The following is a 14451-nucleotide window of genomic DNA, read 5'->3' on the forward strand; positions in this document are numbered from 1 at the left end:
ATCCACACCTGGATAGTCCTTACTTCCTTACCAGCCAGCCGCTTCACCGGCAGGATTTTGTCCTGCACATGAATCATTACATGTTCCAGGCAATTTTTTAGAACTTAACCCTAATGGGTCAGCCCACATTTGACTGTTTTGTAAAGCCCAATAGAGGTTACTACCACCAGCCAATCCAATCAGATCTTGGTTGATAAATCTTCCACATTCCGGCTTATAATACCTGAAAAAGTTATAGTGCAGCCCCGTCTCACGGTCGGCGTACTGGTTTTGCAGGCGGAAGGGTTGGTATGCGCTATCCGTTACCTTGGTTTCCTCTTTCAGACGTCCCCAACCGGTGTAGTTGCCGAACCACAAGAGGTTGCTGTCTTTATCGGTCATCTCACGCGGGATGCCGATTTGGTCGCAGTGGAAGTAATGGGTTTGTTGGCGGCTTTCACCGTCTTCGGTTGTCCAATTGCGGACCGGTACGAAGGGTTCGTAGCTATCGTATTGTAAGTGTCGGTAATGGTTTCGGGCAGCCATCGGGCGTTGTAGCCATAGCTTGTGGTGTAACCGGCGGGATCGGTGATATTGATGGCGATTTGGTAGAGGTCGTCTGAAAAACAGCAAACATGTGCATGCGTACCGCACATGCCCTACCTCAGGATCGGAGATTTCACTCCAGCCTACAGCTTACTATTTATCATATACTTCCAAATTTTCTAATTCACCTTCATAAGTTATTTGAGTAGATATTTCCATATCAGGAAGAAATGAACCAGAATAGTATATAAATACTAAATCATCAAAATATGCTGTAATATTGACAATTTTTAAATCATTTGCTAATTCTTTATTATCGAATTCTGTTGGTTCATAATCACTTTGCTCATAGCAAGCTTGATTAATCTCTATTAAGATGTCTTTTATTAAATCATCAATGTTTATTCGTTTAAAAAAGCTATCTACCCTATCAAGAATTGGATAAATTTGGCTTTCTCTTTGTATGTCTCCTGATTCATCATCAATAAAAATGGGTATATCATACGGTTGCATACCACTAGGCGATAAAGATATTAAAGCAGTAGCTTTACCGTCATTAATTTTTAAGTTTTTAATCATGGATTAAATCCTCGCTAGGGTTGAAATTTAGAAAAAAATAATTTAAATTAATCAACATTTTGATGGTTTTCGTCTACGAGTAATCAGATTATAAATAAAAGCTTTTATCCTACTTCCTGCTTTTTCTGTTTGTAGAACCTTACCATCTGGCATTCGTTTCCATTTATAGGTTTTCCCAGTATTTGTTGCACGATATTCGGCATTTACTCCTTTCTCTCCCACAAAATCCCTAATATCTGGTTGACGTCCAGGTCTACACGGGTTTAATTCTCCTTTTATCTTTATGGCATCTCCTAGCCGTACCATATCTTTAATATCTGCTAGGAACTTTCTTTCTGTATGGGTCTGAAGCGTTTGTTATTGATTCACAAACCGACCCATATCAGGTTCGTAATACCTGAAAAAGTTGTAATGCAGCCCTGTTTCTTCATCGCAATACTGGTTTTGCAGGCGGAACGGTTGATGCGCGTTTTTGTTAACCCGCTCATCCTTTTCATACGACCTAGGAGATCGAGTTTGTAACGGCTGGTGAGTTTACCTTGTGTGCGGTAGATTTCGCGATGAAGCTGATCGCATTACATGTCGGAGATGACTTCGTCGTCGAAACCGCTCTCTGCAATCAATCAGTTGAGGACGTCATTGGCAAAGCGGTAGCGTGCACCGTTTTGTTGAGTCTCGTTGACCCAACCTACAGTCTAAAAATGGTCTTAAAGAGGCTTGTTACCTTTAAATACATTAAATCTTGATAGATTTGCTCCTTTTGATTGAATATGTTTTATAGCTAATTCAAATTCATTAAATTCATTGAATTCTTCTATCTCATAATCTTCAGCCTGATCCAATTTATTTTTGGGTACCGTATAGTAATATGTAATATAAATTCCATTACTTTTCTTAATAGCAAACACTTGATAAACAACTTCTCCATCATTTTCAATAAGTTCATCATATCCTTTTGTTTGTAAATTAGTTAAATTTAACATATCTATTTTCCTATAACATCAATACGCACTTTTTTCCATCCAGATGTCTAATATTTATATGCGGGTACTTTTCATGTCCTGTTCCTTATGGAGCATCATGTCCTTTACAACATCCTGTTGCTTTATCCATAGCATAATCTTTTCCTGATTCACAAACCGCCCGGCCTCTGGATCGTAATAGCGCATTAGGTTGTAATGCAGTCCGGTCTCTTCATTGAAGTACTGGTTCTGCAATCTGAACGGCTGGTGCGCATTCTTGTAAACCCGCTCATCCTTTTTCAGACGACCCCAGGCAGTGCATTCGCCGTACCACAGAAGATTACCGTGGATGTCGGTCATCTCTCTCGGGATGCCGATTTGGTCGCAGTGGAAGTAGTGGGCTTGTTGGTGGCTTTCTCCGTCTTCATTGATAGGGTTTCGCTAGGCGAAACCGCGTGCATGCGTGCCACATATACCCTACGTCAGGATTGGAGGTTTCGTACGGGCTACGACTTGCTAAGATTAATCATACTTACCATAATTTTCATAAGTAAAATCTTCTCCTAATATTTCTTTTCTTTGTTCTATTGTTAATGCATTCCAAAGAGTTTTGTAGTACAACTTATGGATAGTAGGATAATATGTATCCCCAAATTTTTTAATGACATTAATATCTTCTGAACGAGTTGGATCGTGAAAAATTTCATTTAGTTTATCCATTAACAGATAAATTTCCATAATATCCTCCTTATTCAGAATTTTCATATATTTTTTTCTTGTGTATTTTTTCATTTCTTTTTCATTTCTTTTTTAGTAACAGCAAATACTAAATTTTGATCACTAGCGGCAATATTGTTTGCTTCACGTATACCGTTTATTCCTTTAGTATTAGTATAATGTCTCATCCTAGCTTTAGGCTGTCTAGAACAAGGATCATTACATTCTCCAACAGAAGATAATCCCAGTGGATCGATTAACCTTTGAATATCCAGCGCAAACGCACACAGATTCTCTCCACCCAGCAACCCAATCGGGTCCTGATTCACAAACCGACCCGCATCCGGCTCATAATACCTGAAGAAGTTGTAATGCAGCCCCGTCTCATGGTCGGCATACTGGTTTTGCAGGCGGAAGGGCTGGTATGCGCTATCCGTTACCTTGGTTTCCTCTTTCAGACGACCACAGCCGGTATAGTTGCCGAACCACATATACTCTACATCAGTACTGAAGGTTTTGTGCGGACTACGACTTGCGTAATAAATTTATTGAATAGTCCAATTAAAAATACTTAAATGGATAAACATCAAACAAATTATTACTTATACTATTTACTGAATATATAAACTCAGTTTTTATATTATCCGTAAGTGTCTCTCCTTCATCTAATAGGTGCTCTAAATCTCTGTATAACAAAGCCAACTGGATAAATTGTGAGAAATCTATCCCTAAATTTGTAAATCCAGATCTGGTATACTCTCCAGCATCATGATTATAATGAAAAATGGTATTATCTATTTTATTTAAAAACCATCCATCTCCCTGTCCTGCTTGTCCAATACTCCAAAAACACCTTGATATTTCGGGATAATTACACTCTAGATATCTATTTTCATTTAAAGCCTCTTCATAATTAAAAAGAGAAATATCAGGTATTATCTCTACTTCCTGATACTTAGCAATAAATAACAAATAGTTATTATCTAGCTTGGGAAGTTTATCTAACTTTTTAATCTCTACTTTACGCTTAATACATAGATTAAAAAAATCCTCAGGCAATAATTTTAATTTGAACATAAAAGTATCCTCCATAAATTTCAAACCATGTATCAGATTCACCGGTCGACCGACGCCGACCGCCCCCTTTACGATCGGGAAGTTATAAATAAAGTTGAATAGTACTTGTTATTTTTTTTTGTGTTTCAACACTAATTTCCTGGTTAAAATTCTGGATTAATTTTAAAAAATCAATGATCAAGTTGATTTGAGTAGTGTTAAATATTGTACTTTTGTTTCTTAGTGCAAGATATAAAAATTCAACAACGTAACCATATAAATGAAATTTAGATAGATTAGAAAAAATATATTTTAAACAGCAAGGAGTAAAATATAATAAAGCCTTATTAGTAAAAGCTTGCCACTCTAGTGATTCAAGTATTGAAAGAAAATCATCGTATGTTATCTCAATCCAAGTTTTAGTAGATAGTTGCATTATAGAAAATATATAAGAGTTATCACTATCATCAAAACTTATGATGTTATTTTTATCAACTTTGAAAACTGGAAAAGTATGCCTAATTTTTTCCTCTAAATAATTTCTTTCTTGTATATATTTTACTTCCATAAGGAATTTTTCAAATTCACAACATAGTCCTAAGTCTTTGATAAACTTTGAAATATATTCTAAAAAATCATGAATTATATTGATTTCATGTTTGGTTAAAGATTGTAGTAAATTAAATAGCCCACTTACTTCTCCTTGGGATATATCAGAATAATAGTCAAATAATTCTATGAAACAATCATTATCTATACTAGGATTTTCTATTGAGCTTAGTAAAAGTGTATTTAAATGTAAGGCATTTTCATTTTTTTGTTTATCTGACATTTGATTTTTGATTAATAAAATTAGATTGTTTTTATTCATGTCTTACTTTCTATATTTTAAGGTATGGCACCATTTGATTGATTTATAATCTATTTTTTATTTACGTTTTCTAAAATCATTTAATAGTTTTACTATCTTCTCTTTATTTTCGCTGGATGAGTTAGTTGCAATTCTAACGGCATTTTCTCCAAATTCATTTTGTATATTTGTATCAGATCCATTATCAAGGAGTACTTTCACCATTTCTATATTTCCAAACATGCATGCATAATGTAGGGGAGTATATCCTAAGTCCCCTTTAAGATCGATCAATGCCCCATTTTGAAGAAATACAAGAGCATCATTTAAAGAATTATTTCTGGCTGCAATATGTAAAACTGTATCATCCATACCTCCTACTTGATTTACATCTTCAATAGTGTCACCTAAAAAATCAGGATGCGTTTCATATTTTTTTAAAATAGATAATAATTCTTTTTTCATTAATAATACCTATAGTTCTATGTTGATAAATTTAATAAAAACAGAAACCGAGTGCGTACTGTACACATGCTATGTAAGGATTGAGGGTTTCAGCTAGCTAAAGTTTACTAATATAATTTCTCAAGCAATTCTAAAAAATTATTTGCAACCACACCAACTTCTTCATCAATAGAGTCGATATTATGATTAAAAAAACGAACTTTCCCATCTGAGGACAAAATAATACTATCACCAGAAGGAGTCTTTGCATCATATTTATCGTTTGCTGTTTTTTTACAACGTGTTATTTAATCAACTTTATTTTCAAATCTCATAAAAAAGCATCCTTTGTATATATTTAATGAAAGAATATTATCATTATTTTCAATAATATATATTTTTTCAGATAGAAAATTTGGAAAATCAGCCAATACATCTGTAACTGCACTATCTATTGCTTCATACTCATCATCTGTCAGTGGTGAATCAATATATACATAAAGAGTAAATAATTCTTCGGTCATATCAAATGCGATAAGTCTGACTTTGTTACAAATCGCCCCAAGAAAAGCCATTTGCATACTTAAAATAATTTCTTGTTTTTTCATAATTAATTTCTCAAATAAAATATAGAATTTATGTTATATCAGGCAATGCAGGAACAATATGGGCTCCTTTTTTGGATGAATGAATTAAGTGCAACCCGGTCTCTTCATCTATTTTTTGTGCAATGGAAAAATCTGCATTGTGAGCCACAATCTGTGTTTGTTAAGAGGTATTTATTGTCCTTGACCAAGAATTTCTTCTCCAATTATTGAATCTAACTCTATCCATGCTTCTTCAAGTTGACTAACAATAGAAGATTTATTTTTATTTGGATCGTCTTTTAGATTGAGATACCAAATATGTGTTAATTTTGGTATCTCATATAAATAAGACGCTAGTCTTTTTTCAATTAGAGTATGATTATGAGTATAATGCTTTATTTCATTTAAAATTTCTAATAATTCTTGGTAGTCCTTTACATCGAATTCAAGATCCATTCTGACCTTATCAATAAAACTATTATTTTCAAGTTTTTCTAATAATTCTTTCATGGTAAACTCCTTTAAGTTATACAAGGCAAAGGATTGCTTCTGCTGGAATAGTTTATTTATTTGAGTTCACTCCAATAGAAATAGATAACACATCTTCCTCATTGTCGAGTAGAGATATATCGATAACTTTATCTATTTTATTACTAAAGAATTTTAAACAATAAAAATTAGGTTTATTTATTAATTCTAGCCAATTGCTAATATTTTTTATTTTGATAATAAACAAGGGGAATAATTCTATTGGTATTTCAGCCGAATCATGTATTCCTCCATAAAAGTATACATAAGCAATATCATTTTCCTCTGATCCAAAAGAATTTAATATTTCATTTTTTATTGATAAACTAAATTTTTCTTTTAATAATTCTATATTTCTATAGGAGGTAAAAGTACGATTTATTATTTCACATGAGAGTGGATATGGAATAATTTTTTCAGAATCTGAAATTAAATTATTTAAAAAATGAATTTCTTTCATTTTTTCCATTAAATTATTCTGTTTTAAAGTAAAGATCTTATCTTCTAAAGTTGTCATGATACTATTTCCTATGTTGTACGGTTACATTATCTTTGTAGTACTTCCAAAAAAATGTACCATTCCCATTATTTCTTTTTTGACTAAGATTTCCATCCATTTTGGCAGTAACTACATACCAGTGCGGACAAGGGTGTTTTGCAATCTAAACGGCTGGTGCGTATTCTTGTAAACCGCTCATCTTTTTTCAGACGACCTTGATATTTTGTTGGGTCTTGACCCAACCTACGCTTGCTAGAAACATTTACAGTTATTTGGATTTTGATTAGCTTTATATAGTTTGAAGGATTTAAAATCAGCAAATTATAAAAGAATTCAGATTTAAAATGAATGTATTTAAATCTCTCTTCCATAACTTAATGCTCTTAGAAAAGTATAATGATATAGCTGGCTCTTCAGATAAAAAACATGCATAACTTTTTTCGATTGGTAAAACTTCCAAGTCATCCATTGCTTCAAAAGCTAGAGTACAAGTTTTGTTTGGTTGGTATCTATGACGAATAGTCCAATATTCTGATATATCTAAATCATTTCCTTCTGATTCTTTCAAAACAATCCAGTTATGGTTATGTAATTGGTCTCTTAAATCTTCAATATGATATTTCATAGTATATTTCCCTCTAGTTATACTACATCCGGGTCGTAGGCGTAGCAGCGGTTAAGTACGGTACAAAAAAGGGCGTCTGAAAATATCGAATCTTACTTTTTAGTTTTTTTCTTAGGATTTAATTCTTCTTTACGTTGCTTATAAAATTGCCAATATTTTTTGTCTTCCATAGAGAAAGGTGTGTAACGTAGCTCATTATAAGTTAGGTCAAAATATTTATAGGCATTTTCCATATCACCCAATTCGTAATAAACGATTCCTGTCCATATAATCACACCTGCTGCAGGTTCATCTTTTCGTGCCTCAAGTGCAATTAACATCCACTCAAGGGCTTTTTGATAATCACCTAATTTTTTATAATTTTCTGAAATACCACAGGCGATTGCCGAAGTAGGCTCAACGAATTGAGTGGCTGGTTTGGGTAAAAGTTCCCATGCTTGATTGAGAATATCAATGCGTTCCTCCGGCGTAGTAGCATCATTTGAGTTACATACAAAATCATTGATTTTTTTGTTTAATTCATAATTTACTTGATCTAAATACATAATTTCTCCTTCTTATGTGCATTCTTTAAAGAGTATTTATTACCATGTTGGTCCGGTTGTGTACCTGTGCCAAGGGTTATAGCTGTAAGAATCGGTGTAGATATAGGTATACCTGCCGTCCGGCTGGACTTTCTGCAAGAGGTAACTGCCGTCCCAAACAAATCCGGTTTCCTCTTCGAGGTCGTCTGAAACTTCTTCGTTTTTCAGACGGCCTTAATGTTTTATCAGGTTTCTATTAAATATGTAACTTATTGTTTGTAATATCCCATTAGGTTTCTAATTTCTTTAGATTTCTTTTTATCGTGATATTCTTCAGATGTATAATGTTTTGCATCATATCCAAACTCATTTTTTATATTTGTTTTAGCACCATTTTTTAAAAGAATTTCAATAATATCAAGATTTCCATAAAGACAAGCATTTTGAATAGGAGTGAAATTTAATTCACCTTGTTGATTGACATTTGCTCCATTTTCTATTAATAGAATAACATCTTTTTTAGATTGGGAATTAACTGCTAAATTTAATAATGTTTCTCCCATAAATCCTAAGTCATGTACGGAGGTTATAGGACTATGATTCAAAAAACTAGGGAAATCCTGATATTTAAAAAAGATTTTTCAAGAAATTATTCATTATTTAGCCTCATAAAGAATTTATTTAGTATATTCAGATTTTGCTTTTTCTTTTAAAGCATCTAGCCTATTTTAACAACCATTTATTTTGATTGTATGTCTCCAGGGTTACATTTTTCTATCCTAATTAGTTATAACTCGATACATCTTTTGGCATGATTAATTTGCGCACTTAGAGTTGCGCATATAGACGCTTGAGGTGATACTGGAGTATCACAAAACCTTTTCACTAGTTGATATTCTCGATCACATTTATCAGATTTATTATTTTTTTATTTGCTTTGTTAAACAATTATTGTAACTTTGCCAAACACTCTAAAGGGATTTAATCCTAGAAAATCTACCCAATTTACGATACTAAATGCATAAGTATAAAAATTTGTACCTCCTAAATATTTAATAGGATTGTGATTCACAAACCGCCCGGCCTCTGGCTCGTAATAACGCATTAGGTTGTAATGCAGCCCCGTTTCATGGTCGACATACTGGTTCTGCAGGCGGAAGGGCTCGTATGCGCTATCTGTTACTTTGGTTTCGCTCTTTAGTTTTCCCCAACCGTAATAATCCCTGAGCCAAACCAGCTTACCGTCCTTATCAATCATCTCTCTCGGGATGCCGATTTGGTCGCAGTGGAAGTAGTGGGTTTGTTGGCGGCTTTCGCCGTCGGCCAGTTCGCGGTGGATCAGGTTGCCGGTGCAGTCGTAGTAATAGGTCGTGCCGTGGTAGGTTTTAAGGCGGTCGAGTACGTCGTAGGCAAAGCGGTAGCACGTACTGTTTTCATTTGTGATAGCTAACCGACTATTTTCCCAGGCATACCTTTGTCAGTATTTTTTTGATAAAAATCATAAGAAAGGTCGTCTGAAGGTTATTTCAGACGACCTTAATATTTTGTTGGGTCTCGACCCAACTTACGCTTGCTACAGTTAATAAAATCAGATGAATGTATCAGAACACTTATGTAGTTTATATTTTTCCCAATGAAAATTACTAATATCGGCCTCTGAAGCATTCACTATCTTTGACTTGATAGAATATTCCATAAATTTTTTTCTTTGTTGAGTTAAGTCATCCTCATTTTCCCAGCAACTCATACATTCATCGCAACAGAAAAATAACTTATTAAAGTTAATGTTTTTTTTAATAATTAATCTTCCTTGTCCATCACATATAGGACATTCTTTAAACCAAAAATAATCAGTTTTTTTTCATATTGGATCTCCTGTAATAGATGTCTGCCTTCACATCGTCTTAAAATTTCTATTACGTAAACAATGCTAGAATTTTCTAGATATTACGATATTATGCAAGATATAGCTTGCATAAATTATTGTGCCAAATACCCTGTGTCATAATCTAAATCGTCAGTTTCCACAAACTCATCTAAGAAAAGATATATTTCTTCTATATCTACTTGAATTGGTATGTTTATTGCATAGAAATTTACATTAAATGCTTCATACTCACATCCAAGTTCTATTAGTTTAGTTAATATTTTATCTTTAAATTTCTGGTTTTCATTAAAGAAAACAATCCGCAATGTACTATTTTTACTATGAATTATAGTTTTATCATATAATAAATAATCTTCTTCCTTTTGTATTACACTAACAATATCACCTAAAGAGATTTCTTTGCTATAAAAAGGAATATTATTTATTTTAAGATAGCCTTCTTCAGTCACTTCTGCCCAAATGCTTTCCATAGATACTGGAGGATAACCATCAATTACTTCTAGATTAAAAAAAAGCTTTTTCATTTTAATTACCTTAAATAACCTTGCTAACTACTGTAGGATCTTGATTCGACCTTTAGGTTTATTTATAAGACCATTGTATCCCCAAATTTTGTATTTATGAACCCATTGATACAGTTGCCCAGAGTTAATACCCGCTACAATAGCTACTTCCCTTAAACCTTGATAGAATAATTCAATTGCTTTTCTTTTAAATTCATAACTATATCTCATTAAAATACCCCCTTTACTGGTTGTCCAGTAAAGGGGGTACATATCATAACCTAAAGGGCTTTCTAAATTGTGGCGGAGAGGGTGGGATTCGAACCCACGGCCCCTTGCGGAGTCACTGGTTTTCAAGACCAGCTCCTTAAACCACTCGGACACCTCTCCATAACGGTACTATTATATCAGATTGGCCCAATAATAAGCAATAACGTAATAGTTAAGCAAGCAAAAAAGCTGGCTCATAGCCAGCTTTTTTCATGTATATTTAGTGCTTCCATATGTACTTATGGTCACCATATATATGTAGTGTTACCTTGTACAGTTGATATGAATTTGAAATTTCAACTGTTCTTCATCATTAGAATAAATCTTTTTTCCACATACCGATAATGGCAATAATAGAGAATACTAATGCAACACCTATAACCTCATAGAATCCCTCTGGATCCTCTTGGAATGGCAATGGCACGTTTGTTCCCCACAAGCTAAATACGATTGTTGGCACCGCCATAGCAATAGTAAGGGTAGCTAACATTTTCATAACCAAGTTAAGGTTGTTCGAAATAATGGATGTAAAGGCATTCATCATGTTCATCAAGATATTGGAGTACATTTCAACCATCTCGATGGCCTGTTTATTCTCGATGATAACGTCCTCTAGTAAGTCCTCATCCTCTTCGTACATCTTGAGAAGATGTTTATAGGAACTATGACCACGCAAGCGCAATAGTCGTTCCATAACGGTACCATTCGTGCGCAATGCAGATGTAAAGTATGTCATGGATTTCTGTAATTCCAACAATTGGAAGAAGTCTTTATTCTTTGTAGTATGACGCAATTGAACTTCAATGTCGTCTGTACGACGGTTGATTTGTTGCAAGTAGCGCAAGAACATAGTTGCTGTGCGATACAAGATTTGGAACAAGAAACGGGTCTTTTTGTATGTATAGAACGTAGAGATCTGATTAGAAATAAATGGATACAATACTTCGGACTCTTCTAAGCAGATAGTAATGAAGAAGTCTGGCGTCAAGAAGATACCAAGCGGTACTGTATCATACATATCGTTACCACGGATAACCGGAATATTAATAACGATAAAGATGTAGTTATCCTCTAACTCCACGTGAGAACGTTCTTCCATATCGAGAGCAGTCTTTAAAACGTCCGTTGGGATTTCCGTCAAAATATTGATAAGGGATAACTCATCGGGGTCTGGGTTCACCAAATTTACCCAAGAACCTTTTGTGGCATCTGATACAGTGCTATCGGAAATTAACTCTTCTTCTATGTGTTTATACACCGTAATCATGCTATCCCTCCTTCCAACAAACTTATAGTAATCATCTAATAAATTATATACTATTTTATAGCTATTATTCAATTCAATTGTGAAAGTTTTGTGTATCTAGAACATACATATACAGTTTTATGTCTATTTATGATGTACAAATGTATGTCGCAATATATTTTACAATTCATCATCTAATAAAAGTATCGTAAATGTTTAATTCACACAATAAAATAACCTCTAAGTTAGCCAGTTACTAACCTAGAGGTTATTTATATCAGCCCTAATCATTCAGATCAGGATAATGTAATTTATTTCGTTGCTCTATAGAGCTATAAACTCTGCTTTCACCTAATTGCGGCGCAAGATGCGAATAGAGTTCAAAATACAAAGGATGGATACGCCAGTATCACCAAATACTGCCCACCACATGGATGCGTAGCCCATAAGGCCAAGTGCCATGATGAGGATTTTAACAGCAATAGCGAACACTACGTTTTGCCATGCTACACGTAATGTCGCTTTGGACAAGTCAAGAACGTGTGCAATAGCAGTCAAAGATGAACGCATGAACACAACATCTGCTGCTTCGATAGCCGCATCAGCACCGCTACCCATCGCACCACCAACATCAGCACCAGCAAGTACTGGAGCATCGTTGATGCCGTCCCCTACGAACATGGTTGGACCATATTCAGAGCGAATATCTTGTACAACGGACAATTTATCTTGAGGCAACAACTGAGCACGTACAGCACTTACGCCAGTTTTTTTAGCAATGTAATTTGCACTTGCTTCAGCATCACCTGTAAGCATAACAGTTTTAATATCTTGACCATTAAGATTAGCGATAGCCTCTGCGGAATCAGGACGAGCTTCATCGGCGATGATAATACGACCTAAGTATGTATTACCTTCTGCGACAAGAACTTCTGTACCGTATTCAGCAGGTTCTGTTGGATAGCCTTGAACATTATAGCGTTCCATAAGACGACGGTTACCAACAAGTACTTGTTGACCATCTGTCATACCAACCATACCTTCGCCAGCTAATTCTTGAACGAAATCTGAAGGTTCCACTGTAAGGCCTTGATCTTTTGCTTCAGACACGATGCTTGTTGCGATTGGATGCGTAGAAACGGCTTCGATAGCTGCAGCCATGGATAACAATTGACCAGAGCTTACATGGGAGCCTACAGTTTCTACGCTGTGAACTTTGAACTCACCAGATGTGATTGTACCAGTTTTATCAAGAGCTACTGCTTTCACATTAGCCAACGCCTCGATAACGCGACCACCTTTAAGCAAGATACCGTGTTTAGATGCATTGCCGATACCGGAGAAGAATGCAAGCGGTACGCTAAGTACCAATGCACATGGGCAAGAAATAACGAGGAATGTTAAGGCTGTGTAGATCCATTTATGCCATTCACCTGTAATAAGGGATGGAATAATAGCAACAGCAAGAGCAAGGAGTACAACGATTGGAGTGTACACGCGAGCAAAACGCGTAATGAAGCGATCGATTTTAGGTTTAGAGGATGCTGCATTTTCCACGGCATCAAGAATTTTAGTAACCATGGATTCTTCAAGAACCTTATCTACACGCATCGTAATGCGACCAGATTCATTGATGCAACCAGACATAAGTTGAGTGCCAGGTACGGCGCGAACAGGAACAGGCTCACCTGTTACAGGCGCGGTGTTAACGCGAGTTTCACCTTCAAGAACTGTACCGTCTAGAGGGATTAAATCGCCAGGACGAACTTCGATAGTCCAGCCTACTTCAACCTTTTCAGGAGCCATAACTACGATTTCACCACCGCAGTCTGTATCTACAACGCGCACCTCTTGAGGACGCATATCAACAGCGTTCATGATTTCTGTACGACTACGATCAGTTGCTTTTTCTTCGAAGAACTCACCAATACGGTAAAACAAGATAACGCCTACGGCTTCAGGCAATGCATCGATAGCAATAGCACCCAATGTAGCGATAGACATCAAGAAGTTTTCATCAAATACTTCACCTTTTAGGATATTACGACCTGCGATGCGCAATACTGGGAACGCAAGAAGAATATAGGCAATATAGTAAATTGGAGTTTCGATAGACTCTGGCAAGCTGATGGACGGAACAACTGTAGTCAATGCTTCGTAAGCCATAAACAATAGGCCTGCTATGATAACTGCAATTGTTACTGCCTCACTGCCGTGGTCGTGATCATGACCATGGTCATCCACAGCCGCTTTAGATTTACGCTCGTAATCAGCTACTGTTACGCCCTCTTCAATAGCATCACAAATCTCTTGAATATCACGTTTAAGAGCTTCACGGTCTTCCCAAGAGCCAGTTAATTTTAATTGATGTGTAGCAATTGTGAAATTTGCAGTTTCTACAACATCCATTTTACGGATACGATCTTCAATTTTTGCTGCGCAGTTCGCACAGTTCAAATCCTTCAACAACAATGTTTCTTCCATGATATCTCCTTTGATAATGGTGAAAGCTTCTATCCTATATAGTAAGTTAGTTTCTAATACTTATTAGACATATCTTGTTTCATATCTTGTTATATATGTTCCTAAACATTTTTCATCAGATATTTTTTATATGAATACTCATTCATACGTTTATTTTAATAGAA

General features: G+C 35.2%; 20 protein-coding genes, 1 tRNA gene and 2 pseudogenes. All 23 read right to left on the reverse strand.

The window, feature by feature from the left end; translation table 11 throughout:
• Positions 1-27: 27 nt before the first annotated feature.
• On the reverse strand, positions 28-381 hold the full coding sequence (locus VCHSUH04_RS10350) for an RHS repeat-associated core domain-containing protein (RefSeq protein ID WP_304465994.1): 354 nt from the start codon (positions 379-381) through the stop codon (positions 28-30).
• 297 nt (positions 382-678) lie between these two features.
• Positions 679-1104: a hypothetical protein gene (locus VCHSUH04_RS01935; protein WP_105085113.1), complete on the reverse strand. Its 426-nt coding sequence runs from the start codon at positions 1102-1104 to the stop codon at positions 679-681.
• Between the two features lie 51 nt (positions 1105-1155).
• Positions 1156-1449: pseudogene (locus VCHSUH04_RS10410) on the reverse strand (hypothetical protein); the annotation flags it as partial.
• A 12-nt stretch (positions 1450-1461) separates the two neighbouring features.
• Positions 1462-1569, reverse strand: a pseudogene (locus VCHSUH04_RS10415) (RHS repeat-associated core domain-containing protein); the annotation flags it as partial.
• Between the two features lie 242 nt (positions 1570-1811).
• Positions 1812-2087 carry a hypothetical protein gene (locus VCHSUH04_RS01955; RefSeq protein ID WP_105085115.1) on the reverse strand — a complete coding sequence of 92 codons (276 nt, stop codon included), beginning with the start codon at positions 2085-2087 and terminating at the stop codon, positions 1812-1814.
• A 54-nt stretch (positions 2088-2141) separates the two neighbouring features.
• Entirely contained in the window at positions 2142-2498 is a 357-nt protein-coding gene (locus VCHSUH04_RS01960; RefSeq protein WP_255403451.1) for an RHS repeat domain-containing protein, read from the reverse strand.
• A gap of 90 nt (positions 2499-2588) precedes the next feature.
• Positions 2589-2804, reverse strand: coding sequence for a hypothetical protein (locus VCHSUH04_RS01965; protein ID WP_199176420.1), 216 nt, complete (start codon positions 2802-2804; stop codon positions 2589-2591).
• Between the two features lie 50 nt (positions 2805-2854).
• Entirely contained in the window at positions 2855-3274 is a 420-nt protein-coding gene (locus VCHSUH04_RS10245) for an RHS repeat-associated core domain-containing protein (protein ID WP_199176421.1), read from the reverse strand.
• 70 nt (positions 3275-3344) lie between these two features.
• Positions 3345-3860, reverse strand: coding sequence for an SMI1/KNR4 family protein (locus VCHSUH04_RS01975; protein WP_105085117.1), 516 nt, complete (start codon positions 3858-3860; stop codon positions 3345-3347).
• Positions 3861-3942: 82 nt separating this feature from the next.
• The gene (locus tag VCHSUH04_RS01980; protein WP_105085118.1) at positions 3943-4710 is read right to left on the reverse strand and encodes a hypothetical protein; all 768 of its coding nucleotides are present in this window, start codon (positions 4708-4710) and stop codon (positions 3943-3945) included.
• Between the two features lie 57 nt (positions 4711-4767).
• Positions 4768-5154: an ankyrin repeat domain-containing protein gene (locus VCHSUH04_RS01985; protein ID WP_105085119.1), complete on the reverse strand. Its 387-nt coding sequence runs from the start codon at positions 5152-5154 to the stop codon at positions 4768-4770.
• Positions 5155-5441: 287 nt separating this feature from the next.
• Positions 5442-5741 (reverse strand): hypothetical protein, encoded by a 300-nt coding sequence (locus VCHSUH04_RS01995; RefSeq protein WP_105085120.1) that lies wholly within the window; start codon positions 5739-5741, stop codon positions 5442-5444.
• Between the two features lie 171 nt (positions 5742-5912).
• Positions 5913-6230: a hypothetical protein gene (locus VCHSUH04_RS02000; RefSeq protein ID WP_105085121.1), complete on the reverse strand. Its 318-nt coding sequence runs from the start codon at positions 6228-6230 to the stop codon at positions 5913-5915.
• A gap of 52 nt (positions 6231-6282) precedes the next feature.
• Positions 6283-6765 carry a hypothetical protein gene (locus VCHSUH04_RS02005; RefSeq protein WP_105085122.1) on the reverse strand — a complete coding sequence of 161 codons (483 nt, stop codon included), beginning with the start codon at positions 6763-6765 and terminating at the stop codon, positions 6283-6285.
• Between the two features lie 295 nt (positions 6766-7060).
• Complete coding sequence (locus VCHSUH04_RS02010) at positions 7061-7372, reverse strand: hypothetical protein (protein WP_105085123.1); 312 nt, start codon at positions 7370-7372, stop codon at positions 7061-7063.
• 92 nt (positions 7373-7464) lie between these two features.
• Complete coding sequence (locus VCHSUH04_RS02015; protein ID WP_105085124.1) at positions 7465-7917, reverse strand: hypothetical protein; 453 nt, start codon at positions 7915-7917, stop codon at positions 7465-7467.
• A 248-nt stretch (positions 7918-8165) separates the two neighbouring features.
• Entirely contained in the window at positions 8166-8459 is a 294-nt protein-coding gene (locus tag VCHSUH04_RS02020) for an ankyrin repeat domain-containing protein (protein WP_105085125.1), read from the reverse strand.
• A gap of 377 nt (positions 8460-8836) precedes the next feature.
• A complete protein-coding gene (locus VCHSUH04_RS10250) occupies positions 8837-9340 on the reverse strand; it encodes an RHS repeat-associated core domain-containing protein (protein WP_105085126.1) in 504 nt (167 codons plus the stop codon).
• Positions 9341-9876: 536 nt separating this feature from the next.
• On the reverse strand, positions 9877-10308 hold the full coding sequence (locus tag VCHSUH04_RS02035; protein WP_105085128.1) for a DUF4265 domain-containing protein: 432 nt from the start codon (positions 10306-10308) through the stop codon (positions 9877-9879).
• A gap of 27 nt (positions 10309-10335) precedes the next feature.
• A complete protein-coding gene (locus tag VCHSUH04_RS02040) occupies positions 10336-10560 on the reverse strand; it encodes a transposase (protein WP_369819977.1) in 225 nt (74 codons plus the stop codon).
• A 28-nt stretch (positions 10561-10588) separates the two neighbouring features.
• A tRNA-Ser gene (locus VCHSUH04_RS02045) sits at positions 10589-10677 on the reverse strand.
• Between the two features lie 193 nt (positions 10678-10870).
• Entirely contained in the window at positions 10871-11824 is a 954-nt protein-coding gene (locus VCHSUH04_RS02050) for a magnesium transporter CorA family protein (protein ID WP_105085129.1), read from the reverse strand.
• A 330-nt stretch (positions 11825-12154) separates the two neighbouring features.
• Entirely contained in the window at positions 12155-14287 is a 2133-nt protein-coding gene (locus tag VCHSUH04_RS02055) for a heavy metal translocating P-type ATPase (protein WP_105085130.1), read from the reverse strand.
• Positions 14288-14451 lie beyond the last annotated feature (164 nt).

This window comes from Veillonella sp. T14073-2 (assembly GCF_002959875.1).
GTDB classification, from domain to species: Bacteria; Bacillota; Negativicutes; order Veillonellales; family Veillonellaceae; genus Veillonella; species Veillonella infantium.